Source organism: Pseudomonas campi (assembly GCF_013200955.2).
GTDB lineage: Bacteria > Pseudomonadota > Gammaproteobacteria > Pseudomonadales > Pseudomonadaceae > Aquipseudomonas > Aquipseudomonas campi.
Window position 1 is genome coordinate 747,053 of sequence record NZ_CP053697.2, and the last position, 21,235, is coordinate 768,287.

The window sequence follows — 21,235 nt, forward strand, 5'->3', positions numbered from 1 at the left end:
GCCTAGTCTGCACCTGGACCAAGGAGATGCCAAATGGGTGCTCATTGCTGCAATCACGAACAAGAAGCCAGCCGCTCGCGGCGCTACCGCAAGATCCTGTGGCTGGCGCTGGTGGTCAACTTCACCATGTTCGCCGTGGAGATCGGCGCCGGCCTGCGCGCTGGCTCGGTGTCGCTGCTGGCTGACTCGCTGGACTTCCTCGGCGATGCCGGCAACTACGCCATCAGTCTGTGGGTGCTCGGCCTCGGTGTGGTGCTGCGCGCCCGCGCCGCGCAGTTCAAAGCGTTGAGCATGCTGCTGTTCGGCCTTGGGGTCTTGGCGGCGGCAGTTTGGCAACTGCTGCAGGGCGAGGTGCCGAATGCGCCGACCATGGGCGTAGTCGGTAGTCTGGCGCTGCTGGCCAATGTCGGGGTGGCGGCGCTGCTGTACGCCTACCGCGAGGGGGACAGCAACATGCGCAGCGTCTGGCTGTGCACGCGCAACGATGCCCTGGGCAACCTGGCCGTGCTGCTCGCCGCCCTCGGGGTGTTCGGTACGGGGAGTGCCTGGCCGGATCTGCTGGTGGCAGTGATCATGGCCAGCCTGGCGATTTCCGCGGCGATCCAGGTACTGCGCCAGGCGCGCGGCGAGTTGGCGGAGGCGGCCGAGCATGCGTAACGAACTGCGTGAGGCCATGCTGCAGGCCTTTGCCGAAGCCCGTGGCGCCCTGCAGGCGGGCGATCTGCAGGCTGCCTTCGTCAGCCTGGAGCGCGCGCATATCCTCAGCCAGCGCAGGCCACTGTGGCATGCGCAGTCGCACTGGCTGATGCTGCGCGCCGGCTGGCAGGCAGATGACTGGCGCGAGGTGGCGGGGCAGCTACCGCGCATCGTTGCTGCGCTGCTGTTCTCGCGGATCTGGGTGCCGCTGGGTAACAGCGGCAGGGCGCGGGTCAGTGCATTCCAGCCGATGCCGTTGCCGGAGGAACTGCGCCGGTTGCTGGAGTAGAGCGTGAGGATGACCCTCGGCACCGCACGGGCTCGGGTGCGCACGGCGGCCCGTAGCCCGGATGTAATCCGGGACCCGGCCGCTCAGCAATTCCCGGATTGCATCCGGGCTACCTAGGCGTCAGCCGTGAATGCCGCGTGCGGCTTCGATGAAGTAGGTGATGATCGGCTTGGCCAGGAAGGCGAACAGGCACAGGCCCAGGCCGAGGAACAGGATCGCGGTGCCCAGGCGGCCGGCCTTGGACTTCTTCGCCAGGTCCCAGATGATGAAGGCCATGAACACCATCAGCCCGCCCACCAGTACATACATCATCAGGGCTTCGAACTGTTCGGTTTCCATGGTGACCTCAACGGCAATAGCAGGGGATAGACAACGGCCGGCGATTATACGCGCGGCCCGGTGGCCTGCCAGCAGGCGTTGATCGGCCCACGATCTCCTGGCTGTCGGCCATGCGGCGTTAAAAATGGCCTCGGCAAGCCGCTTGCGGCTAACGCGCGTTAGCGCGGCCCGAAGGGCGAGTGCAACGAGTCATGCTCATTTACAGCTCGTAAACTCCGCTCCCTCGGCGCTTTGACCAGCCGGAGGCTGTTACTGGCGTAGCGCCTTGCCTGGCTCTAATTCAGAAGATCGTGAATAAGTGCTCACTCGCGCAGATGGTTGAGCGGCAGCTCGGTGCTGGCCAGTACCGAGTCGAGCACGAAGCTGGAGCGTACGCTGGTCACGCCTTCGATGCGGGTCAGCTGGCCGAGGAGGAATTTCTGGTAGTGGTCCATGTCCGGCACCACCACCTTGAGCTGGTAGTCGGCGTCCATTCCGGTGACCAGGCTGCACTCCAGCACTTCCGGGCACTGGCGGATCACCGCCTGGAAGTGCTCGAAGCGCTCGGGGGTGTGCCGATCCATGCCGATCAGGACGAAGGCGGTCAGGCTCAGGCCGAGCTTCTTGCGATCGAGCAGGGCCACCTGGCGGATGATGTAGCCGTCGTCTTCCAGCTGCTTGACCCGCCGTGAACAGGGCGAAGGTGACAGGCCGATGCGTTCGGCCAGTTCCTGATTGGAGATGCGCGCGTCGCGCTGCAATTCGGCGAGGATGCGCAGGTCGTAGCGATCGAGCTTGTTCATTATTGGGCTTCTATGTGTTCGGATTGCGCTGATCAATCTATCAGTGGTTTAAAATTGCGCAACTAATCTATTCGTGAGCAATATTCGCAATCCTTAGTCGCTCTGGCTTGGTTAAGCTTTCCCACAGTTTCATGGCCCGGACGTTGAAGTCCACCCGCCACGCCCAATCAGGTGTCGCGGTGCCGGCGGTCCTACCGGATCGCGCAGGCTCCCGGGTCCGCACCGCCCAACCAGGCGGGCGAGGAAAGCGGCGACACCATCGCCTGTGCCGGACATGAAAAAGGGGAGGCCATGTGCCTCCCCTTTTTCTTGCCTGTGATTTGTCTGTGCCAGACGTCAGAGCAGGTCACTCAAACCGAGCAGCCACCAGGCCAGGATCAGCAGTTGCACCAGGAAGCCGGCGAAGCGCAGCCAGACGAACAGCGCGCTGGTGCTGATCAGGTGCATGCATGACTGAAACAGCCGCGCACCGAGCAACACACAGGCCAGCGGATCGGTCAGCGCGGTCTGCCCGCTGGCGATGGCGTAGAGCAACACGGCTGCCAGCAATGGCAGGGTTTCCACGCAGTTGGCATGGGCGCGCACCAGGCGTTGGCCGAACTCGCTGGGCGTGTTGCTGCCATCCGCGGCGAAGGCGTTGACCCGCATCCGGCCGCTGAATACCAGCAGGCCGCGTTGGTTGACCAGCAGGAAGACCAGCAACAGGGACCAGGCCACCAGGCCGAGCAGGGCAATCGCGCTAGGGTTCAGGGGAGCAGGCATGCAGCACCTCGATATTGTTTTTAGGAGGAGTGAAGCTGCACCAGCTTAGAGTTTTTAGAGCAATTGCTCTAGTCGATTTTACGCAAACGATGCGCGGCCTTTACCCTGGTTTTACACGGGTTCTGGGAGACTGCCCGGAGTAACTTCGGAGACCCTGGCATGCGCCGTACCCCGCTTATCCTGGCCGATATCGGCATCCTTCTGCTGCTCGGCCTGACGCCTTTGCTGCCGAGCCTGGTTCCGGCGGTCGAACCGTCAGTGCGGCACGACTTCGATCGGGTCGGGATGTACCAGCACCTCGGCACGCGGGAATTCGCTGCGGATCGCCCGCTCAGCCAGCTCGCACAGACGATGAGCCTCTAGCAGCGGCAGCTCACCCGGCAGCTCCAGGTGCAGCTGGACGAACCAGTGAGTGCCGGAAACCCGCGTGCGCAGGTCGTGGGCGCCAAGCACGCCGGGCACTGCGCAGGCCAGCAGGTGCATGCGCTCGGTAACCTCCACGCCCAGCTCTTCGTCCATCAGCACGGCCACCGCCTCGCGCATGATGCTCAGCGCACTCCACAGGATGTAGACGGCGATGGCCAGGCCGAACAGTGCATCCAGCTGCTGCCAACCGAAGGCGGCGAGCACCAGGGCCAGCAGGATGCTGCCGTTGAGCAGCAGGTCGGAACGGTAGTGCAGCGAGTCGGCGCGGATGGCAGTGGAGCCGGTGAGCTTGACCACATGGCTCTGGAACAGCAGCAGGCCTGCGGTCATGGCCAGCGACAGCAGCATCACCGTGATACCCAGGGCCGGCGCACCGAGAGGCTGCGGATGCTGCAGGCGCTCGACGGCTTGTACGGCAACCAATACTGCACTGGCGCCGATGAACAGCGCCTGGCCCAGGCCGGCCAGGGCTTCCGCCTTGCCGTGGCCATAGCGGTGATCGTCGTCGGCCGGGCGCAGGGCGTAGTGCACGGCAATCAGGTTGAGCAGCGAGGCGGCGCTGTCCAGCAAGGAGTCGGTGAGCCCGGCCAGCAGACTGACCGAGCCGCTCAACCACCAGGCCACGGCCTTGGCCACTGTCAGCAGCAGGGCGGTGGCCAGCGCCGCGCCGCTGGCCAGGCGCAGCAGCCGGGCGTGCTGCGGTTCGATCTTCATGGCAGTTCGGGCAGGGCGTAGATGTAGTCGAGTACCGGTGCGGCCTGGCCCATGGCCGTCAGCGCGGCGCTGATCTGGCCGCGGTGATGGGTGCCGTGGTTGACCAGGTGCGGAATGATCTCGGCCAGTGGGCGCATGTGCTGCTCGCCGGCCAAGTTGCGGTAGGCGATGGGCGCCAGCAGGTCGGCATCCTCCAGCCCTTCGAGCAGGTCGCGCCAGCCGGCCACGCCCATCTCCAGGTAGTTCTCCAGGGCGGTGCGCTCGCTGAGCACTTCGACATCCAGGCGCTCGAACGGCTGCGCCTCGAAGCGCGCCCGTGCCAGCCACAGGCGGTCGGCCACGGCCAGGTGGTTGAGGGTGCCATGGATGCTGCCGAAGAACAGGCCGCAGGGTGCGCGGTACTGTTCTTCGCTGAGACTCGCCAGTTGTCCGCACAAGCGCATGTAAGCCCAGCCGTGGTAGGCCAGCAGACGCTGCAGGTGGTTGGCGAGTACGCGGTTCATCAGGCCTCCGTGCGCAGGCCGTAGGCGGCCAGTTGCTCGATATTGCCACTGTGCTGGATCAGGCGCGGATCGTCGAGGGGCAGCTCCTGGCCGGTTTCCCGCAGGATGATGGCCTTGAGCTTGGCCGGGTCGATCTGGCCGTCGGCACCGATGGCGTCCTGCAGTTGCTCGGGGGCGACCGAGTACTGGCCGGCCGGCAGGTAGATGGCGCCGGTGGCGAAGTCGATGCCGAAGGCGATCAGCCCGGGGATCACATAGAACAGGATGCCGATGGCGTTCAGCCCGGCGACCAGCGGGTCGATACGGCCTTCGATCTGGCCGCGGCGGTCGGGGAAGAACAGCGTGCCGCAGGCGCTTAGTTGGGTAAGCAGGGTGGCAGCCAGGATGCCGCCGATAACACGGGAACGCATGTGCATGAGCACCTCCATAAAATTCAGCCGGCACTATACCAAGGCCACCCTTGCAGGTGGATGGACTTAAGACCGTGCCGGAGCGGCCCGGTTCGGCCGCCGGCCAGCCTATAATCGCCGCCTTGTTTGCGGAGCCGCCATGACCCCCTTACCCATAGATGCCGTTTTGCCTGCCCTGCGCACTGCCCTGGCCGAGCGCCACGAGGCCGTGCTGGAAGCGCCGCCCGGCGCCGGCAAGACCACCCGCGTGCCGCTGGCCCTGCTCGACGAAGCCTGGCTGGGCGGGCAGCGCATCCTCATGCTCGAACCGCGTCGCCTGGCGGCGCGTGCGGCCGCCGAGCGCCTGGCCAGCGAGCTGGGTGAGCAGGTCGGTGAAACGGTCGGCTACCGCATCCGCCTGGAGAGCAAGGTCGGCCCGCGCACGCGCATCGAGGTGGTCACCGAAGGCATTCTCGCCCGCCGCCTGCAGGATGATCCGGCGCTGGAGGGCGTCGGCCTGGTGATCTTCGATGAGTTCCACGAGCGCAGCCTGGATGCCGACCTGGCCCTGGCCCTGTGCCTCAACGGTCGCGAGCTGTTGCGCGACGATCCGCCGCTGAAGGTGCTGCTGATGTCGGCGACCCTGGAAGGCGAACGCCTGTCACGCCTGCTCGATGATGCTCCGGTGGTGTCCAGCGCAGGGCGCATGCATCCGGTGGATATCCGCTGGGGCAGCCCGTTCCAGCCCGGCGAGTGGATCGAGCAGCGCGTCACCCAGGCGGTGCTGCAGGCCCTGGCCGACGAGCCGGGCAGCCTGTTGCTGTTCCTCCCCGGCCAGGCCGAGATCCGCCGGGTGCATGAGCAACTGGCCGAGGCGCTGCGCGGGCGTGATGAGATTTTGCTCTGCCCGCTGCATGGCGAGCTGGACCTGAGCGCCCAGCGTGCGGCTATCGAGGCGGCGCCGACGGGCAAGCGCAAGGTGGTGCTGGCGACCAATATCGCCGAGACCAGCCTGACCATCGACGGCGTGCGCGTGGTGGTGGATGCCGGCCTGGCGCGGGTGCCGCGCTTCGATCCGGCCAGCGGCATGACCCGCCTGGACACCCAACGCATCTCCCGCGCCAGCGCCACCCAGCGCGCCGGCCGCGCCGGCCGTCTCGAGCCGGGCGTGTGCTATCGCCTGTGGTCGCAGGCCCAGCACGAACAGCTGGCCGCTTACGGCACGGCGGAAATCCTCGCGGCCGACCTGGCCGGGCTGGCTCTGCAGCTGGCGCGCTGGGGTGTCGAGCCCGGAGAGCTGGCCTTTCTCGATGCGCCGCCGGCCGCGCCGTTCGCCCAGGCGCGCGAGCTGTTGCAGCGCCTAGGCGCCCTGGACGCACGCGGGGTGCTGACGGCCCACGGCCAGGCCATGGCCGAGTTGCCGGCACACCCGCGCATCGCCCATCTGCTGTTGCGCGGCCAGGCGCTGGGCCTGGGCAACCTGGCTTGCGACCTGGCCGCGCTGCTCGGCGAGCGCGACATCCTGCGTGGTGCTGGGGCCGATCTGCACAGCCGGATCGCCCTGCTCAGCGGTGAGGACAAGGCTCAGCGCGGCGCCAAGGGTGCTGTGCAGCGCGCACGCCAGCTGGCCCGACAGTTCCGTGGATACCTGCGTGGTCCGGCGCGCGAGGCGGTGGCCGATGCCGGGCATCCACGCTGGCTCGGCTGCCTGCTGGCGTTCGCCTATCCGGACCGGGTCGCCCGCCAGCGCCGTGCGGGTGGCGGCGACTACCGCCTGGCCAATGGCCGTGCGGCGCAGTTCGGCGAGCCGGACGCCTTGATGAAACACGAGTGGCTGGTGATCGCCGACCTCGGCAGTCGCCAGGGCCAGCGCGAGGAGCGCATCTATCTGGCGGCCGATCTCGACCCCGCGCTGTTCGACGGCGTGCTGGCCGAGCAGGTCAGCCAGGTCGAGGAGCTGGATTGGGACGAGCGCGAAGGCGTGTTGCGCGCCGAACGCCAGCGCAAGGTCGGCGCGCTGGTGCTCAGCAGCGAGGCCTTGAATGGTTTGGATGACAGCGCGCGGGCACGTGCCCTGCTCGGTCTGGTGCGGCGCAAGGGCCTGGAGCTGCTGCCCTGGACGCCCGAGTTGCGCCAGTGGCAGGCGCGGGTGGCGCTGTTGCGCCGCCTGGATCTGCAGGACAAGGGCAGCAGTGCCTGGCCCGACCTGAGCGATGCGGCGTTGCTGGCCAGCCTGGAAAACTGGTTGCAGCCCTATCTGGGCAAGGTCAGCCGGCTCAGTCACTTTGCCAACCTGGAGCTGCCCGGCATCCTCGCCGGCCTGCTGCCCTGGCCCCTGCCGCAGCAGCTCGACGAGCTGGCGCCGCGCAGCCTGGCGGTGCCGTCCGGCTCACGCATTGGTATCGACTACAGCGAGGAGCCGCCGGTACTGGCGGTGCGCCTGCAGGAGCTGTTCGGCCTGGCCGCCACGCCACGCATCGCCGGCGGTCGCCTGGGGCTCAAGCTGCACCTGCTGTCGCCGGCACGGCGGCCGGTGCAGGTGACCCAGGACCTGGCCAGCTTCTGGGCCAATACCTATCTGGAGGTGAAGAAGGATCTCAAGGGCCGTTACCCCAAGCACTACTGGCCGGACGACCCGTTAATCGCCGAGCCCACCGCGCGGGCCAAGCCGCGCAAATAAGGCGCGGAATCTGAGTTATTCCGTAGCCCGGATGCAATCCGGGAGCGGAGTAGCCTGCATCCCGGATTGCATCCGGGCTACTGCCATAGGCTACGGCATGCTCGCCAGGGACTCTCTGCCGGCTTTGCGGCGGGCGATCCGCAACTACTGTTGCTCAGCGCACGTTGAGGTCGGCGCCAGCAGCCAGCAGTTCGTCATAGGCGCGATCCAGGGCGTTGAGCAGGGTGGCGCTGCCTTCGGCATGCCGTGAAGCCACAAAGCGCAGCTGCAGGCTCTGCAGCACGGTGAATGGCAGCGGCTCGGCACCCATGCTCTTGAGGACCTGTTCAACCGGCTGCTGGTAGTCGATGAGGAAGTCGCCGCGCTGGCGCTGGAGCATTTCCAGGGCGGCTTGGTGAGTGCTGGTGCGATGGGTGGTGAGGTTCAGGCTCGGGTCATCGAGCAGGTCGTTGACCGCTTTCCAGTAGGTGTAGCCACTGATTAGGATGATGCCGCGCCCGACCAGGTCTTCGGGAATCTTCGGCTTGGGCGTGTCCTTGCGGTAGTACAGCGCCAGGGTGATTCCGCCGAAGTGGTTGCGTGCCTCCAGGGTATGGCCGCGCAGCTCGGTCTTGCCGCCTGCGCCTGGCCACAGCTGCACGCTGCCATCTTGCAGGCCGGCATACAGGCGCGCGCCCGGAAACGAGCGGTAGACGCCGCGGTAGCCGGCATGGCGTAGCAGACGTTCGGTCAGGGTCAGCACGCTGCCGCGTGGCTGGCCATTCTCATCGGTCCAGGAATAGGGCGGGAATTCGTAATAGCCGACGGTCACCTGGCGCAGGGTGTCGGCCGCCTGGGTCTGTGCGCTGGCGCAGCAGAAACAGGCCAGTAGGGCAGCTAGAAAAAGTCTCGGCATCGTCTACTTCGCGGCTCTGCGGCCGTCTTGTTGTTATTGCGAACTGCAGGTCAGTCTGAGCATGGAGGCAGCCACAGACTTTGTCTAGGGTCTGTTCCCGTTTCGTTCACGGCCGCGACGGAGCCTGTTTTTGCGCGGGGCTAGGCGCGAGACGCGAGGTTTGGTCGTCAAAATGAGCCGTCGAGTAACGACGTCCCGCGCGAAAACAGGCCCGTCCCTTCGGGTTGCGCGCAAAATCGCGCCATGCGTCGTTGCGGGACTTGCCAAGGGAATGACCATTGCCTGCGTCCCGCGCCTAGCCTGGCGCGATTTTGCGCAGCAACGCGGTTCGCGAACGAAACGGGAACAGACCCTAGTGGCTCGCTCTGACTGGTCAGTCGAGCGGCAACAGCAGGCGCGCGCTGATCGGTAGGTGGTCGGAAATACGCTGCGTATCGCCGTTCCGTACTCGTGCGTCGAGCCGCACCAGGCGGGGGCTGTAGAGCAGGTAATCGACCGTGCGATCGGCTTTGCTGAGCTGCGGGTCGTTGGGCTGCTGGGTATGCCAGGCGGCTTGCTCGGCTTCCTGCGCAGTGGGGATGCTCGGGTAGCGCGCCAGCAGCGGCGTCAGTTCACTCTGCGGATGGAAGTGCTGGCGCTGGGCGGCGGCGAGTTGTTGGTATTGCGGCCCCGGTGGCAGCCGATTGAGGTCGCCGGCAAACAGCCAGGGTGTGCGCTGGCTTTCCAGCTGGTCGAGCAGGCTGCCGGACATGGCAACCTGGCGGGCACCGTCGTCACTGGCACGGCTGGGCTCGGCCAGTTGGGTGTTGATCGCCACCAGCTCCTGGCCGTTGGCCAGCGGCAGGTAGCTGGTCAGCAGCGCATGCTGGGGCTGGAACTGGCGGCTCAGCAGGTTGCCGCGGATGCGTGGCAGCTGCAGGCGCTCGGCGCGGGCAATGCGCACGCGGCTGAGGGTGGCCAGCTGCATGCCGACGCTGCCCATGATCTGTGGATGCGGGACGAAGGCGGCCTGCCAATAGAAGGTCGCCGCGCGGCAGGGGTAGAGGTCGTTGAGGCGTTCCTGCAGCAGCTGCAGCTGGTTCTGGTAGTCAGTGGCGCGGGCGCCGTTGTGCAGCTCCTGCAGCAGCACCAGATCCGGTTGCTCGTCGCGGATCACCCGCGCCACTTCGTCGAGGTTGTAGGCCAGGTCGGTCGCGGTAGGGCGTTGGTCCTGACCGCCAGCCAGGTCATGCCAGAACACATAGCGCTTGCCGGCGAGGAACTGCACGTTCCAGGTCATCACCTTGAGGGCCTGGCCGGGCTGCAGCACAGGCGCATTGACTGGGCAGATCAGGCTGGCCGGTTCGCGGGCGGCAGGGTGCCAGGTCAGGCTGTAGACCAGCGCCGCAAGGATGATGGCGCTGCTCATCAGGCCGAGCAGAAGGAGGCGCAGGGGGCGTGGCAGGGTCATCGGCCGGGCTGGACTATGCTGGAAGGACATGAGCATACCCGAGATGCGCGCCCGCAGCATGCCTGCGGCCAGCGGATCGCTAGCCTCGAGGGGGTTGTCGATGAGTGAGGTGCAGATTGCCCAGCGCGGCCCCTATGCCGTGGATGTGGTGGCCGGTCAGGATTACTTCTGGTGCCGCTGCGGGCGCAGTGGCAAGCAGCCGTTCTGCGATGGCGCGCATCAGGGCACTGACCTGCGCCCGTTGAAGCTGCATGCCGAACGCAGCGAGACCCTGTATTTCTGTGGCTGCAAGCACAGCCATAGCGCACCCTTGTGCGATGGTTCGCACAACGATCTGTAGCGCATAAGCTGTTGCTGCTCGCCGGTTCATTTGCGCGGCGGCGGATTGCACAACCACGGGGGGCTCGCATGTATCGCAAGGTATTCGCCAACAAGGTATTCGAACGCAAGGTGGTGTTGATTACCGGTGGCTGTGCCGGTATCGGCCGGGCCCTGGCCATGCGCCTGGCCCAGGCTGGCGCCCGCCTGGTGATCCTCGATCTGCAGCAGACCGAGCTGGACAGCCTGGTGCAGCACCTGCGTGATCACCACAACTGCGATGCCCTCGGCCTGCGCTGTGACGTGGCCGATGCGCTGGCGGTCGAGCAGGCGATAGCCCTGGCTTGTGAGCGCTTTGGCGGCATCGATGTGCTGATCAACAATGCCGGTATCACCCACCGCAGCACCTTCGCCGAGACCGAGCTGGCGGTGTTCCAGCGGATCATGGCGGTCAACTACTTCGGCGCCGTGCATTGCACCCGGGCCGCGCTGCCCAGCCTGATCGCCCGGCGCGGGCAGATCATCGTGCTCAGCTCGCTGTCCGGCTTCGCCCCGCTGCTCTATCGCAGCGCCTACAACGCCAGCAAGCATGCCCTGCATGGCCTGTTCGAGACCCTGCGTGCCGAGCTCAAGGGCTCGGGGGTGAATGTGATGCTGGTGTGTCCGGGGTTTACCGCCACCGACCTGCGCAAGAATGCCCTGGTCGGCGATGGCTCGATGGCCCAGCAACCGCCCCTGGCGATCGGCAAGGTGGCTTCGGCCCAGGACGTGGCCGAAGCCATTTATCGTGGCGCCCTGGCACGGCGGCGCCTGCTGGTGCTGTCCAACATCAACTGGCGGGCACGCCTGCTGGCGCGCTTCTTCCCGCGCCTGTTCGAGCGGGTATTGCTGCCGCGCTTGTCCGGCTTGAAGCCGGGTTCCAGCCGCTAGCTGCGATTGCCGGCACGAACCGCGCTTAGTGGTTGTGCGGTTCGGTATACAGCTCGTAGACCTGTTCCATGTCCCAGTAGGCCGCTTCGATCTTGTGCCCGTCGAGGTCGCGCACGAAGCAGCCATAGTAAGGCTCGCCATAATCCGGACGTGGCCCGGGTGGGCCGTCGGGGCTGGCGCCTGCTTCCAGGGCGGCGGCGTAGAAGGCCTGTACGGCCTCCTTGTCCGGCGCGACGAAGCCGAAGTGAGTGCCGTTGCCGACATTGGCCGGCTGGCCGTCGATCGGTGTCTGCACCCAGAACTCCGGGTATTCGCGGCCCCAGGCCACCGCACCGGGATGGGCCAGGATGCGCTTGCAACCGAGGGTGGCCAGGACCTTGTCGTAGAAGGCCACGGCCTGATCGAAGCGGTTGGTGCCAATCGACACATGGGACAGGATGCTGGGGTTTGGCTCGGACATGCTCATTCCTCCCTGGATAAACCCACCAGACTAGCCTAGCTGCTATGGCTTTCCTCTGCCGGCTGCGGGGTGCAGAGCATGAAGCAGCGGAACAGCACCACGGTGGAGAACAGCTGGAGGAAGCCATTGAGGATGTCCAACAACAGACTGCCGACGGCATCCGGCTGTTCGCCGAGCAGCTGCAGGGTCCAGTCGTCCAGCAGCCACAGCGGCACGATCACCAGCAGCACGCAGGCCAGCAGCGACCAGAAGTGACCGATGGTCAGCATGAAGCTTTCGCGCATCGCCTGCAGCGGCGTCAGCCCGCGCAGCACCAGCAGGTATTCGGCGAAGGCCAGCTTGACCATCACCCACAGCGCGGGCAGGACGAAAGCCTGCGCGGCCAGCATGATCAACAGGGTGCTCAGTCCGGCCAGCACGGCGAAGGCCGGCCATTGCAGCACGCTGGCCGCCAGCAGGTTGCGCAGACTCGGTCGGCGGCCCTGGCTGCGGGCGTCGAGAAACAGGATCAGCGCGGCGCTGTACAGCGGATAGATGGCCAGGCCGACCAGCAGCTCGTAGGTGGGCGAGTGCGCGACCGGTACCAGGCCGGCGACCACGGCGCGCAGCAGGCACTCCAAGGCAATCAGCGGCAGGCACAGCGGGGCGATGCTGTGCAGGTTGCGGCTGAAGAAGATGAATGAGTCGCGCAGGACGCTGAGTGGGTTCATGGCTGATTTCGTGGCAGTGCTTCAGCTTTCACTTTAGCCGATGGCCGGGGCGGGGGAACATGACGCGCATCGTTGTTGGCTGACGCATAATGGCCGCCGCTTCCATTGCCAGGCTGCCCCGTGAAGAAAATCGCCCTGTTCGCCGATGTGCAGAACCTCTATTACACCGTGCGCCAGGCCCATGGCTGCCACTTCAACTATGCCGCCCTGTGGGCCGAGGTGAGTGCCAGCGGGCAGATCGTCGAGGCCTACGCCTATGCCATCGACCGTGGTGATCCCAAGCAACGCCAGTTCCAGCAGATCCTGCGCAACCTGGGTTTCGAGGTGCGCCTGAAACCCTTTATCCAGCGTAGCGACGGCTCGGCCAAGGGCGACTGGGACGTGGGCATCTGCATCGACGTGCTGGACGCCGCACCGCGGGTCGACGAAGTGGTGCTGGCCTCCGGCGATGGTGACTTCGACCTGCTGCTGGACAAACTGCGCAGCGCCCACGGGGTGAGCAGCTGTGTGTATGGCGTGCCCGGGCTGACCGCCAACTCGCTGATCCGCGCCGCCGACCGCTATGTGCCGGTCGAAGGCGCACTATTGCTGAAAAACTAAGGACGCTGGATGCAGGACCGTATTGCCGTAATCGACTTTGAAACCACCGGCATGTCGCCGGCGCAGAATGCCCGGCCTACCGAGATCGGTGTGGCGATCATCGAGGATGGCCGGATCGTCGAGCGCTACCAGAGCCTGATGAATGCCGGGGCGTGGATTCCGCCCTTTATCGAGCAGCTCACCGGCATCAGCAATGCCATGGTGCGCAGCGCGCCGCCGGTGGCCAAGGTGATGGGCGAGGTGGCCGATTTCGTCGGCAGCACGCCGCTGCTGGCGCACAACGCCGCCTTCGACGCGAAGTTCTGGGATGCCGAGCTGGGCCTGCTGCGCCGCCGGCGCAGCCAGGAGTTCGCCTGCTCGCTGCTGCTGGCGCGCCGGCTGCTGCCGGAGGCGCCCAGCCACAAGCTGGGCAACCTCAATCGCTGGGCCAGCCTGCCGGACACTGGCAAGGCTCACCGCGCGCTGGCCGATGCGGAAATGGCCGCCAACCTGACCCTGCTGCTGGCCAGCCGCCTGCGCGAGCGCTACGGCGTCGCCGAAGTCAGTCATGCCTACCTGTGCGGCCTGCAGAAGCTCTCGGCGGCCAAGGTGCGTGCACTGCTCAAGGCGTAGCCCTGAGGTACTCCGGGCGTTCACGCACAGCCCCCGGATTGCATCCGGGCTACAGGCGCCCGCCGCCATTTGATGGGCCTTGGCCGCGCGCAGCAGGTAAACTTGCGCCCTGTTCTTCCTTTTGCCGGTTACCTGCCATGACTTTCGCCGCCCTCGGCCTGATCGACCCCCTGCTGCGTGCCCTCGACAGCCTCGACTACCGCACCCCGACACCGGTGCAGAAGGAGGCGATCCCTGCCGTACTCAAGGGCCGCGATCTGCTCGCCGCGGCGCAGACCGGCACCGGCAAGACCGCCGGTTTCGCTCTGCCGTTATTACAAACGCTGACCATGCAAGGCGGTCAGGTGGCGAGCAACTCGGTGCGCGCTCTGGTGCTGGTGCCGACCCGCGAGCTGGCCGAGCAGGTGCACCAGAGCATCCTGCAGTACGGGCAGAACCTGCCGCTGCGCACCTATGCGGTGTACGGCGGGGTCAGCATCAACCCGCAGATGATGAAGCTGCGCAAGGGCATCGACCTGCTGGTGGCCACGCCCGGCCGGCTGCTCGACCTGTACCGGCAGAACGCGGTGAAGTTCAACCAGCTGCAAGCGCTGGTGCTGGACGAGGCCGACCGCATGCTCGACCTGGGCTTCGCCCGCGAGCTGGATGAAGTGTTCTGCGCCCTGCCGAAAAAGCGCCAGACCCTGCTGTTCTCCGCGACCTTCTCTGACGCCATCCGCAGCATGGCCAAGGAGCTGCTGAACGACCCGCTGAGCGTCGAGGTCAGTCCGCGCAATGCCGCGGCGCAGAGCGTCAAGCAGTGGCTGGTGACGGTGGACAAGAAGCGCAAGAGTGAACTGTTTCTGCACCTCTACCGCAGCCAGCGCTGGGATCAGGTGCTGGTGTTCGTGAAGACGCGCAAGGGCGTCGACGAGCTGGAAAAACTGCTGCTGGCCGAAGACATCGCCGCCGACTCGATTCACGGTGACAAGCCGCAGCCGTCGCGCCTGCGCGCCCTGCAGCGCTTCAAGGACGGCGAAGTGCGGGTGCTGGCGGCCACCGATGTAGCGGCGCGGGGCCTGGATATCGACGACCTGCCGCTGGTGGTCAACCTCGACCTGCCGATCGTCGCCGAGGACTACGTGCACCGCATCGGTCGTACCGGTCGCGCCGGCGCTACTGGCCAGGCGGTGTCGCTGGTGTGTGCCGACGAAGTGCAGCTGCTCTCGGCCATCGAAGTGCTGATCCGCCAGACCTTGCGTCGGGTCGACGAGCCCGGCTTCGAGCCGGATCACCGGGTGCCGCAGACCGACGCCAGCGGCCAGGTGCTGAAGAAGCCGAAAAAGCCGAAGAAACCCAAGGTGGTGGGCGGCAAGGCCGGCCTGGGTAAGTGGCTGGAGAGCGAAGAACCGGCCGCGCCGGTGGTCAAGGCGGTGCGCAAGGCACCGAGCTTTGGCGGCAAGGCGAAGAAGAGACCCTGACCGGTCTGACCGCGTAGGGTGCGCTGTGCGCACCTGGGGGCTTGCGGGTGCGCGCGGCACACCCCAGCGGCCGTGGCGCTGCGCTATGTGACCTAGTGGCCGAGCTTGTGCATGGCCGCATCGGTCATGTCGTAGAGCATCACGCAGACATGTTCGATCTCGCCCATGGCGGCCAGCGGCAGGATGGTGACGTTCTGGTACATGAAGTCGGCCTGCCCGGTGATCGGCTGGTAGCTCTTGAAATGCAGCAGGTAGGGGCGCTGCTCCCACAGGCTGAAGGCGCGGGTGCCCAGTTGCACCACGGTTTCCACCTTGCGCCGGAACCAGGCTTCGTCGACTTCGGTGAACAGCTCGAACAGGTTGTGCCCCTGTACCTCGTCGGAGCCCAGGCCAGAATGGTTTTCCATGAAGCTGTTCCACACCTCGATACGGTAGGCACGATCCAGCACGATCACCCCGACATCCAGGCACTGCACGATATCGAGCAGCCAGTGCAACTCCTTGATGTCGATCTGCGCGGGCATCGGCGTTACTCCATCAGGTACTGGATTTTATGGGTCAGGCGCGCCAGCGAGTCTTCGGTGAACAGCAGCAACAGATCGAAATGCACCGCGTGGCCTTCCAGGCTGTAGCTGATCTCCACGGCCAGGGTCTGCTTCCAGCGTTGCTGGTTGAGGCCGATCAGTTGTTCGATGGAGGCGTGCTGGCCGAGTAGTTGCGGGTGGCCCTGGGAGAAGCGCACGTCGATCTGTTCGGCAATCCCGGACAGGCAGGCGCCGATCAGGATGCTCGCCAGGTCGAGCAGCATCTCCGAGGTTTCCGTGTCGTTCTGTGGCTGCCAGCCGAGCAGGCGGGCGATGTCGCCGGTCTCCGAGTCATGGAACAGCAGCAGTGCTTCGCCGGCAATCGCATCGCCGATGAAGCCCTGGCACACCGCGCTCAGGCGCTGGCCGCTCTGCGCATCGAGCAGGGCCATGTGCAGTTCGCTGACCTCGAAGAGGTTGACGTTGGGGATTGGCAGGCGCACGAAGACCTTCAGTACCTTGGCCAGTAGGGCCGCGGCACGGCCCATGGCGACGTTGCTGACCTCGCGCAGGGCATCGCGGAAGTTGACCTTGAGCGCCAGCTCGGCCCGTGGCTGGGGCGGCTCATGGATCGCGGGCGGGTGGTACAGGCCCAGGCGAATCAGCGTGGCGCGCAGTTCCTCGGGCGCTGCCGGCTTCTTGATGAAACCCAGTGCGCCGAGTTCCTGCACGCGGCGCAGGGCTTCCTCCTGGACATCGCCGGAGACCACCACCACCTTGCTCAGCAGGCCTTCGCTGCGCAGCTGGGCGAGTACCTGATAGCCGTCCATGACCGGCATGGTCAGGTCGAGCAGCACCACCTGGCCAAGGCCCTGGCGGATGGCCGCGAGGCCTTCCTCACCCTGGGTGGCCTGGGTGATGCTCACCGGCCAGTCGGTTGGCAGGGCGCGAATCAGCTGTTTGCGCGCCATGACGGAGTCGTCGCAGATCAGAAGCGGAATCACGGGGCGATACCACGCTGAAGATTCGAGAGGAGTTACCGCCCAGCATAGCTGCTGGGCGGCCCTAGCTCGGCGTATCCGACAGGTTGAAGGCGTAGGTGTTGCGGCCGGCATTCTTCGCCGCGTACATGGCGCGGTCGGCCTGCTGCACCAGGGCCTCGATGTCGTCGCCGTCGCGCGGGAACAGGCTGACGCCCATGCTGGCCTGCACCTTCACCTCGTGGCCGTCGATCAGCATGGACAGCTGGAAGCGATCATGCAGTTTGTCGAGGATGGTGACGATGTGCTGCGGGTCTTCCACCACCTCGAAGAGGATGACGAATTCATCGCCGCCCAGGCGTGCCACCGTATCGCTTTCACGGGTGGCCGAGCGCAACAGGTGGGCGACTGCCTGCAGCACGTGGTCGCCGAGGCTGTGGCCGAGGTTGTCGTTGAGCTGCTTGAAGTGGTCGAGGTCGACGAACAGCACGGCCAGCTGTTTGCCGCTGCGGCGTGAGTTGGCCAGGGCATGTTCGAGGCGCTCGAAGAACACCCGGCGGTTGGGCAGGCCGGTCAGCGGATCATGCCGGGCCAGGTGCTCGAGGGCGCTGCGGCTCTCGGTCAGCTCTTGCAGGTGGGTAAGAATTTCTTCCTGCATCTCGCGAAAGCTGCGGGCCAGCACGCCCAGTTCATCGCGCCGCGGCGGCAGGTCGCTGACGCGGCGCTCGCGGGAGAACTGTTGCACGGCCTGGGTCATGCTCTTCAGCGGACGGGTCAGCGCCCGCGAAGCGATAAAGGCAGTGAACAGGGCCAGCAGGCTGAACAGCAGGACGACCTGGGCGATACGCAAGCCCAGGCGTGAGGCCTCGGCCAGTACATAGCTCTGTGGTTGGGCCAGGCCGAGAATGACGAAGCGTTCCTTGGATTGCACGTTGGCCTGGACCCGGACGAACGCGGCCACCTGACGGTCCTGCTGCGCCTGTTCGACGCTGCGCGCGACCAGGTTCTCGTGTTTTTCGTTGGTAATCAGCTGGCTGGCGTCCGGGAACTCCTCCTGGAGGAACAGGCGGCGGCCCTGGTCGAAGCCGAAGGTGCGTCGTTTGTCCGGGTGGATCAGCAGGTCGCCCCAGCGGTTGCTCAGGTACACCTTGTACTGCGCGGGCAGGTCGCTTTGCAGCTGGCTGAACAGGCGGTCGAGGTCGATGTTGATGACGATCAGGGCGAACACCTTGCCGCTGCTGTCGGCCACCGGGGTGGACACATGCAGCGTCGGTTGGCCCAGCCCGGAGTGGGCACCCCGCTCATGGTTGATCACGATCGGCGACAGGCGCACCTCGCCGGGTTGCAGGCGCAGGGCATCGAAGACGTAGGGGTAGTGGCCTTTTTCCTGCAGATCGGCGCCTCTGACTGCAATCAGCTCTTCGTCGTCGCGATCCACCCGCACCTGCTCGAGGCCGTGGCCGGACGCGCTGATCAGGCGGATCTGGACATACTCGGGGTGCACCTGGAGCATGGCGCGAAACAGTTGGGCCAGTTCGCTTTCGACCTCCTCGCGCAGTTCCTGATCGGTACTGCCGGGTAGCTGCAGCGCCTGCGGCGCGCCGGCCAGCAGGCGGGTGTCGCGGGCGATGCTCTCGAGGCTGCTGCCCAGGTTGCGTCCGAGCACCTGGGCGGCGGTCAGCAGGTCGCGCTCGGCGGCCTTGAGCAGCATGCTGCGGCTGCTGTTGTAGGAGTAGTAGCCGGTGAGGCCGGTGACCAGGATGCCGAACAGCGCCAGCAGGCAACCCAGCTTGAAGGCGATGCCGTATTTCATGGCGCCTCCTGCAGGGGCGGGCGTTCGCCAGAGAGGATGCGTTGCCAGAGAGCCGCACGACGGGCGTCATCCTCGACCGGGCGCAGCCAGATCAGTTGTCCCGGCTTCTCCGCGCCCGGGGGTTCTTCCAGGGTGTTGGACAGCCCCTGGCGTTCGGTCAGCGCCCGGCTGACGTGGGCTTCCAGGCTGAAGTTGATCCAGGCTTCGGCCAGTGCCACATCCTGTGCGCCGCGGCTGATCGCCCAGCAGTCGAGCCAGGCAAGGGCGCCTTCGCGGGGGATCGCATAGCCGACATCGGCACCGGCGTCCTGCAGCTGCTTGAGTTGCTGGCGGCCGTAGTTGGCGAACAGCAGGGCCACGGAGTGTTCGCGGAACAGGTCGGCGGCTTCTTCCGGCAGGGAATAGAAGGTCAGCACGTTGCGGCGCAGGGCAATCAGTTGCTCGGTGACCTGGGGGAAATCGTTGTTGGCAATGCGGAACGGGTCGCGGCCACGGGCCAGGCTGGCCAGCGAGAAGTTGTGACTGCTGGCGTTGAAGGCCAGCACTTTGCCGCGGTATTGCGGATCCCACAGGCTGGTGATCGATTGCGGCGGGGTACTGAACTGCTTGCGGTCGTAGATCAGGCCCATGTCCGAGTAGGTGTAGGGGATGGCGTAGACCTGGCCGGCGGCCGTGATGCCGGGAATCTTCTGGTAGTCGCGAAAACGCCAGAGCTGGCGGGTGGTGTTGGCAATGCGCGTGGGCTGCAGCGGTTGTAGCAGTTGCTGGCCGATGTAGTACTCGATTTCCGCGGTGTTGGCGGCGATCAGGTCGTAGTCGGCGCCCTGGTTGTGCGCCAGTTTCTTGCGCAGCACATCATCGCTGCCGACCAGGGTGACTTCGACATTGACCTGGTGGCGTGACTCGAACTCTTCCACCAGGTCGGCATCGGCGTAGCCCGGCCAGACGAGCAGGCGCAACGTCTGGCTGTTGGCCTGGGTCAGGGCAGGCGCCAGCATCGTGAGGAGAATGAGTGGAAGCAGGCGTAGGTACGTCATGGACGAGGCCAAAACCGAGGGAGCTTCTGCAGTGTATACGATGGCAATCTGCCTTGCGCGCCCCTGTAAATGGCCTTTTTCAGCCTGCAGACATGCACTGGCGGGTAATCCCGGCGGGGCGTGCTAGCGTTTTGCGGGTCATTCACTTTTTGCAGGTAATCCAGCATGGAAGAAAATGCACTGATCAGCGCCGGTACCACCAAGGCCAACCAGTTGATGGAACTGGTGGCCCAGTATGGCGCCGCCTTCGGCGTGAAGATTCTCGCGGCCATCGCCTTCTGGGTCATCGGCCGCTGGTTGATCGGCTTTGCCGTCGGCCTAGTGCAGAAGGCCCTGGGCAAGCAGTCGGTGGACCCGACCGTGCTGCGCTACGTCGGCTCCTTTATCACCGTGACCCTCAACATCATCCTGGTGATCGGCATCCTCGGCTACTTCGGGGTGCAGACCACTACCTTCGCCGCGCTGATCGCCGCGGTCGGCCTGGCCATCGGCATGGCCTGGTCGGGGCTGCTGGCCAATCTGGCGGCAGGCGGTTTCATCATCGTCCTGCGTCCGTTCAAGGTCGGCGACTTCATCTCGGCGGGCGGGGTGACCGGTACGGTGATGGAAATCGGCCTGTTCGCCACCGCGATCAATACCCCGGACAACGTGCTGACCCTGGTCGGCAACAACAAGATCTTCGCCGACAACATCCAGAACTACTCGCACAACGCTTTCCGCCGGGTCGACCTGCAGGCCCAGCTATCTGGGGCGGCAGACTGGAAGGCGGCGGCGGCCCTGCTCAAGCAGCGTATCGCCGCCATCGACAACGTCCTGGCCACGCCGGCGGTGGATGTGGAGATCCTCGAATTCAACCTGGTCGGGCCGGTGCTGGCGGTACGCCCGTATTGCCATACCGACCACTACTGGCAGGTCTACTTCGACACCAACAAGGTGCTCAAGGATGCCCTGGGCGAGGCCGGCTTCCCGGCACCGATGCCGGCACAGATGGTGATCATGCAGCAGGCGGTTAACACCTGACTGGCTTGTAAGGGTGGCGGGTCAGGCCGGCTGGTCGAGTGCTTTGCTTAGTTCCTGCAGCTCGCTGCGCGCCTGCGCCAGGCAGGCCTGGTGCAGGTTGCGGTAGTGCTTGGGCGCGCGGCGGGCGTAGCTGTCGATCTGCTCCAGCAGCTCACGGGCCTCGCGGTTGCGCCCCAGCTGCTTGAGTAGCAGGGCGTAGTGCAGGGGCGCTTCGGGCCCGGCGAAGTAGCCGAGCAGGGCGCGGTACTCCTCTTCCGCTTTGAGCACGTCACCCAGCTGCGTCAGGGTCTGGGCATACAGCAGGTGGCCATCGGCGCTGCGGAAGTCGGGATTGTGCTCGCGCAGTTGTTCCAGGGTCAGGCGACAGGCGCTGGCATCGCCGTGGGCGAAGTGGGCGCGGGCCAGACCGAGCATGATTTCCGGGGCGTGGGCATGGATGCCGCGCAGGGCCGCCTGGTAATGGCTGGCGGCTTCCTCGGCCTGGTTCAGGCGCAGCAGTTCATCGGCGAGCAGCACGCGGGTTTCACGGGTGTCGCTGATGTCCAGGTCGTTGCGCAGGACGCGCAAGTGGCGCTCGGGGTCGAAGCGGTCGTGCAGCTGGTTGACCGCGCGCCGGCCACGGCGGCTGCGCAGCATGTCCGGCAGCATGATGCCGAGAGCGTAGATCAGGCAGCCCAGGCCGGGCAGGGCGATGATCAGGTAGATCCAGTAGCGCTCCTGGCCGCTGCGCACCACGTGCAGACCGCAGATAACCTGGCAGGCGATAAGTAGCAGGGCGAGTAGGGGCATGGTTCGGCATCCGTGCTGAAGGGGGGCACTGTTTATCATGGCTGCGGCGTGCTGTCA

General features: G+C 65.9%; 24 protein-coding genes. 9 read left to right on the plus strand and 15 right to left on the minus strand.

Annotated features, from left to right (window positions below; genetic code table 11):
* Positions 1–33: 33 nt before the first annotated feature.
* Together HNE05_RS03345 and HNE05_RS03350 are read left to right on the plus strand one after the other, a co-directional pair.
* Positions 34–657 carry a cation efflux transmembrane domain-containing protein gene (locus tag HNE05_RS03345; protein WP_173203323.1) on the plus strand — a complete coding sequence of 208 codons (624 nt, stop codon included), beginning with the start codon at positions 34–36 and terminating at the stop codon, positions 655–657.
* Positions 650–985: a DUF3703 domain-containing protein gene (locus HNE05_RS03350; protein ID WP_173203325.1), complete on the plus strand. Its 336-nt coding sequence runs from the start codon at positions 650–652 to the stop codon at positions 983–985. The genes HNE05_RS03345 and HNE05_RS03350 overlap by 8 nt, the downstream gene beginning before the upstream one ends.
* A gap of 120 nt (positions 986–1,105) precedes the next feature.
* Here HNE05_RS03350 and HNE05_RS03355 read toward each other — a convergent pair whose 3' ends face one another.
* From HNE05_RS03355 to HNE05_RS03380, 6 genes are all read right to left on the minus strand, one after another.
* On the minus strand, positions 1,106–1,324 hold the full coding sequence (locus HNE05_RS03355; protein ID WP_173203327.1) for a DUF2788 domain-containing protein: 219 nt from the start codon (positions 1,322–1,324) through the stop codon (positions 1,106–1,108).
* Positions 1,325–1,626: 302 nt separating this feature from the next.
* Positions 1,627–2,106 carry an Lrp/AsnC family transcriptional regulator gene (locus HNE05_RS03360; RefSeq protein WP_173203329.1) on the minus strand — a complete coding sequence of 160 codons (480 nt, stop codon included), beginning with the start codon at positions 2,104–2,106 and terminating at the stop codon, positions 1,627–1,629.
* Between the two features lie 336 nt (positions 2,107–2,442).
* The gene (locus tag HNE05_RS03365; RefSeq protein ID WP_173203331.1) at positions 2,443–2,868 is read right to left on the minus strand and encodes an MAPEG family protein; all 426 of its coding nucleotides are present in this window, start codon (positions 2,866–2,868) and stop codon (positions 2,443–2,445) included.
* A 255-nt stretch (positions 2,869–3,123) separates the two neighbouring features.
* Complete coding sequence (locus HNE05_RS03370) at positions 3,124–4,008, minus strand: cation diffusion facilitator family transporter (RefSeq protein WP_173203333.1); 885 nt, start codon at positions 4,006–4,008, stop codon at positions 3,124–3,126.
* Complete coding sequence (locus HNE05_RS03375; protein ID WP_173203335.1) at positions 4,005–4,511, minus strand: DinB family protein; 507 nt, start codon at positions 4,509–4,511, stop codon at positions 4,005–4,007. The genes HNE05_RS03370 and HNE05_RS03375 overlap by 4 nt, the downstream gene beginning before the upstream one ends.
* Positions 4,511–4,927 carry a polyribonucleotide nucleotidyltransferase gene (locus tag HNE05_RS03380; RefSeq protein WP_173203337.1) on the minus strand — a complete coding sequence of 139 codons (417 nt, stop codon included), beginning with the start codon at positions 4,925–4,927 and terminating at the stop codon, positions 4,511–4,513. The genes HNE05_RS03375 and HNE05_RS03380 overlap by 1 nt, the downstream gene beginning before the upstream one ends.
* Before the next feature lie 133 nt (positions 4,928–5,060).
* Here HNE05_RS03380 and hrpB point away from each other — a divergent pair, with 133 nt between their 5' ends.
* Positions 5,061–7,580 (plus strand): ATP-dependent helicase HrpB, encoded by a 2,520-nt coding sequence (gene hrpB / locus HNE05_RS03385; protein ID WP_173203339.1) that lies wholly within the window; start codon positions 5,061–5,063, stop codon positions 7,578–7,580.
* A gap of 154 nt (positions 7,581–7,734) precedes the next feature.
* On the opposite strand, the gene HNE05_RS03390 is transcribed toward hrpB, so the two are convergent.
* Both HNE05_RS03390 and HNE05_RS03395 read right to left on the minus strand, forming a co-directional pair.
* Complete coding sequence (locus tag HNE05_RS03390; RefSeq protein WP_173203341.1) at positions 7,735–8,475, minus strand: substrate-binding periplasmic protein; 741 nt, start codon at positions 8,473–8,475, stop codon at positions 7,735–7,737.
* A gap of 373 nt (positions 8,476–8,848) precedes the next feature.
* Positions 8,849–9,925 (minus strand): endonuclease/exonuclease/phosphatase family protein, encoded by a 1,077-nt coding sequence (locus HNE05_RS03395; protein WP_173211591.1) that lies wholly within the window; start codon positions 9,923–9,925, stop codon positions 8,849–8,851.
* Between the two features lie 100 nt (positions 9,926–10,025).
* Here HNE05_RS03395 and HNE05_RS03400 point away from each other — a divergent pair, with 100 nt between their 5' ends.
* Positions 10,026–10,265, plus strand: coding sequence for a CDGSH iron-sulfur domain-containing protein (locus HNE05_RS03400; protein ID WP_173203343.1), 240 nt, complete (start codon positions 10,026–10,028; stop codon positions 10,263–10,265).
* A 68-nt stretch (positions 10,266–10,333) separates the two neighbouring features.
* Positions 10,334–11,173, plus strand: a complete 840-nt coding sequence (locus HNE05_RS03405) for an SDR family oxidoreductase (RefSeq protein WP_173203345.1) — start codon at positions 10,334–10,336, stop codon at positions 11,171–11,173.
* A 25-nt stretch (positions 11,174–11,198) separates the two neighbouring features.
* Here the strand turns inward: HNE05_RS03405 and HNE05_RS03410 are convergent, their stop codons facing one another.
* Together HNE05_RS03410 and HNE05_RS03415 are read right to left on the minus strand one after the other, a co-directional pair.
* Positions 11,199–11,633, minus strand: coding sequence for a VOC family protein (locus tag HNE05_RS03410; protein ID WP_173203347.1), 435 nt, complete (start codon positions 11,631–11,633; stop codon positions 11,199–11,201).
* A gap of 35 nt (positions 11,634–11,668) precedes the next feature.
* Complete coding sequence (locus HNE05_RS03415) at positions 11,669–12,343, minus strand: YciC family protein (protein ID WP_173203349.1); 675 nt, start codon at positions 12,341–12,343, stop codon at positions 11,669–11,671.
* Positions 12,344–12,463: 120 nt separating this feature from the next.
* On the opposite strand from HNE05_RS03415, the gene HNE05_RS03420 reads away from it, so the two are divergent.
* From HNE05_RS03420 to HNE05_RS03430, 3 genes are all read left to right on the plus strand, one after another.
* A complete protein-coding gene (locus tag HNE05_RS03420) occupies positions 12,464–12,943 on the plus strand; it encodes an NYN domain-containing protein (protein ID WP_173203351.1) in 480 nt (159 codons plus the stop codon).
* Between the two features lie 9 nt (positions 12,944–12,952).
* Positions 12,953–13,555 carry a 3'-5' exonuclease gene (locus tag HNE05_RS03425; protein ID WP_173203353.1) on the plus strand — a complete coding sequence of 201 codons (603 nt, stop codon included), beginning with the start codon at positions 12,953–12,955 and terminating at the stop codon, positions 13,553–13,555.
* 137 nt (positions 13,556–13,692) lie between these two features.
* Positions 13,693–15,015: an RNA helicase RhlE1 gene (locus HNE05_RS03430; protein WP_173203355.1), complete on the plus strand. Its 1,323-nt coding sequence runs from the start codon at positions 13,693–13,695 to the stop codon at positions 15,013–15,015.
* A gap of 92 nt (positions 15,016–15,107) precedes the next feature.
* Here the strand turns inward: HNE05_RS03430 and HNE05_RS03435 are convergent, their stop codons facing one another.
* The 4 genes from HNE05_RS03435 to HNE05_RS03450 all read right to left on the minus strand — a co-directional run bounded on the left by HNE05_RS03435 (position 15,108) and on the right by HNE05_RS03450 (position 19,369).
* A complete protein-coding gene (locus tag HNE05_RS03435; RefSeq protein WP_173203357.1) occupies positions 15,108–15,539 on the minus strand; it encodes a PAS domain-containing protein in 432 nt (143 codons plus the stop codon).
* Positions 15,540–15,544: 5 nt separating this feature from the next.
* Entirely contained in the window at positions 15,545–16,543 is a 999-nt protein-coding gene (locus tag HNE05_RS03440) for a response regulator (protein ID WP_173203359.1), read from the minus strand.
* A gap of 61 nt (positions 16,544–16,604) precedes the next feature.
* Positions 16,605–18,332, minus strand: a complete 1,728-nt coding sequence (locus HNE05_RS03445; RefSeq protein WP_173203366.1) for a diguanylate cyclase domain-containing protein — start codon at positions 18,330–18,332, stop codon at positions 16,605–16,607.
* Entirely contained in the window at positions 18,329–19,369 is a 1,041-nt protein-coding gene (locus tag HNE05_RS03450; RefSeq protein ID WP_173203368.1) for an extracellular solute-binding protein, read from the minus strand. The genes HNE05_RS03445 and HNE05_RS03450 overlap by 4 nt, the downstream gene beginning before the upstream one ends.
* A 165-nt stretch (positions 19,370–19,534) precedes the next feature.
* Between HNE05_RS03450 and HNE05_RS03455 the strand changes: the two genes are divergently transcribed.
* Entirely contained in the window at positions 19,535–20,389 is an 855-nt protein-coding gene (locus tag HNE05_RS03455) for a mechanosensitive ion channel family protein (protein ID WP_173203370.1), read from the plus strand.
* A gap of 21 nt (positions 20,390–20,410) precedes the next feature.
* On the opposite strand, the gene HNE05_RS03460 is transcribed toward HNE05_RS03455, so the two are convergent.
* The gene (locus HNE05_RS03460) at positions 20,411–21,178 is read right to left on the minus strand and encodes a tetratricopeptide repeat protein (protein ID WP_173203372.1); all 768 of its coding nucleotides are present in this window, start codon (positions 21,176–21,178) and stop codon (positions 20,411–20,413) included.
* Positions 21,179–21,235 lie beyond the last annotated feature (57 nt).

Excerpts from the sequence above, each read along its gene's own strand:
- HNE05_RS03345 (WP_173203323.1), top strand. The coding sequence starts at position 34 with ATGGGTGCTCATTGCTGCAATCACGAACAAGAAGCCAGCCGCTCGCGG.
- HNE05_RS03350 (WP_173203325.1), top strand. The coding sequence starts at position 650 with ATGCGTAACGAACTGCGTGAGGCCATGCTGCAGGCCTTTGCCGAAGCC.
- HNE05_RS03355 (WP_173203327.1), bottom strand. The coding sequence starts at position 1,324 with ATGGAAACCGAACAGTTCGAAGCCCTGATGATGTATGTACTGGTGGGC.
- HNE05_RS03360 (WP_173203329.1), bottom strand. The coding sequence starts at position 2,106 with ATGAACAAGCTCGATCGCTACGACCTGCGCATCCTCGCCGAATTGCAG.
- HNE05_RS03365 (WP_173203331.1), bottom strand. The coding sequence starts at position 2,868 with ATGCCTGCTCCCCTGAACCCTAGCGCGATTGCCCTGCTCGGCCTGGTG.
- HNE05_RS03370 (WP_173203333.1), bottom strand. The coding sequence starts at position 4,008 with ATGAAGATCGAACCGCAGCACGCCCGGCTGCTGCGCCTGGCCAGCGGC.
- HNE05_RS03375 (WP_173203335.1), bottom strand. The coding sequence starts at position 4,511 with ATGAACCGCGTACTCGCCAACCACCTGCAGCGTCTGCTGGCCTACCAC.
- HNE05_RS03380 (WP_173203337.1), bottom strand. The coding sequence starts at position 4,927 with ATGCACATGCGTTCCCGTGTTATCGGCGGCATCCTGGCTGCCACCCTG.
- hrpB (WP_173203339.1), top strand. The coding sequence starts at position 5,061 with ATGACCCCCTTACCCATAGATGCCGTTTTGCCTGCCCTGCGCACTGCC.
- HNE05_RS03390 (WP_173203341.1), bottom strand. The coding sequence starts at position 8,475 with ATGCCGAGACTTTTTCTAGCTGCCCTACTGGCCTGTTTCTGCTGCGCC.
- HNE05_RS03395 (WP_173211591.1), bottom strand. The coding sequence starts at position 9,925 with ATGACCCTGCCACGCCCCCTGCGCCTCCTTCTGCTCGGCCTGATGAGC.
- HNE05_RS03400 (WP_173203343.1), top strand. The coding sequence starts at position 10,026 with ATGAGTGAGGTGCAGATTGCCCAGCGCGGCCCCTATGCCGTGGATGTG.
- HNE05_RS03405 (WP_173203345.1), top strand. The coding sequence starts at position 10,334 with ATGTATCGCAAGGTATTCGCCAACAAGGTATTCGAACGCAAGGTGGTG.
- HNE05_RS03410 (WP_173203347.1), bottom strand. The coding sequence starts at position 11,633 with ATGTCCGAGCCAAACCCCAGCATCCTGTCCCATGTGTCGATTGGCACC.
- HNE05_RS03415 (WP_173203349.1), bottom strand. The coding sequence starts at position 12,343 with ATGAACCCACTCAGCGTCCTGCGCGACTCATTCATCTTCTTCAGCCGC.
- HNE05_RS03425 (WP_173203353.1), top strand. The coding sequence starts at position 12,953 with ATGCAGGACCGTATTGCCGTAATCGACTTTGAAACCACCGGCATGTCG.
- HNE05_RS03430 (WP_173203355.1), top strand. The coding sequence starts at position 13,693 with ATGACTTTCGCCGCCCTCGGCCTGATCGACCCCCTGCTGCGTGCCCTC.
- HNE05_RS03435 (WP_173203357.1), bottom strand. The coding sequence starts at position 15,539 with ATGCCCGCGCAGATCGACATCAAGGAGTTGCACTGGCTGCTCGATATC.
- HNE05_RS03445 (WP_173203366.1), bottom strand. The coding sequence starts at position 18,332 with ATGAAATACGGCATCGCCTTCAAGCTGGGTTGCCTGCTGGCGCTGTTC.
- HNE05_RS03450 (WP_173203368.1), bottom strand. The coding sequence starts at position 19,369 with ATGACGTACCTACGCCTGCTTCCACTCATTCTCCTCACGATGCTGGCG.
- HNE05_RS03455 (WP_173203370.1), top strand. The coding sequence starts at position 19,535 with ATGGAAGAAAATGCACTGATCAGCGCCGGTACCACCAAGGCCAACCAG.
- HNE05_RS03460 (WP_173203372.1), bottom strand. The coding sequence starts at position 21,178 with ATGCCCCTACTCGCCCTGCTACTTATCGCCTGCCAGGTTATCTGCGGT.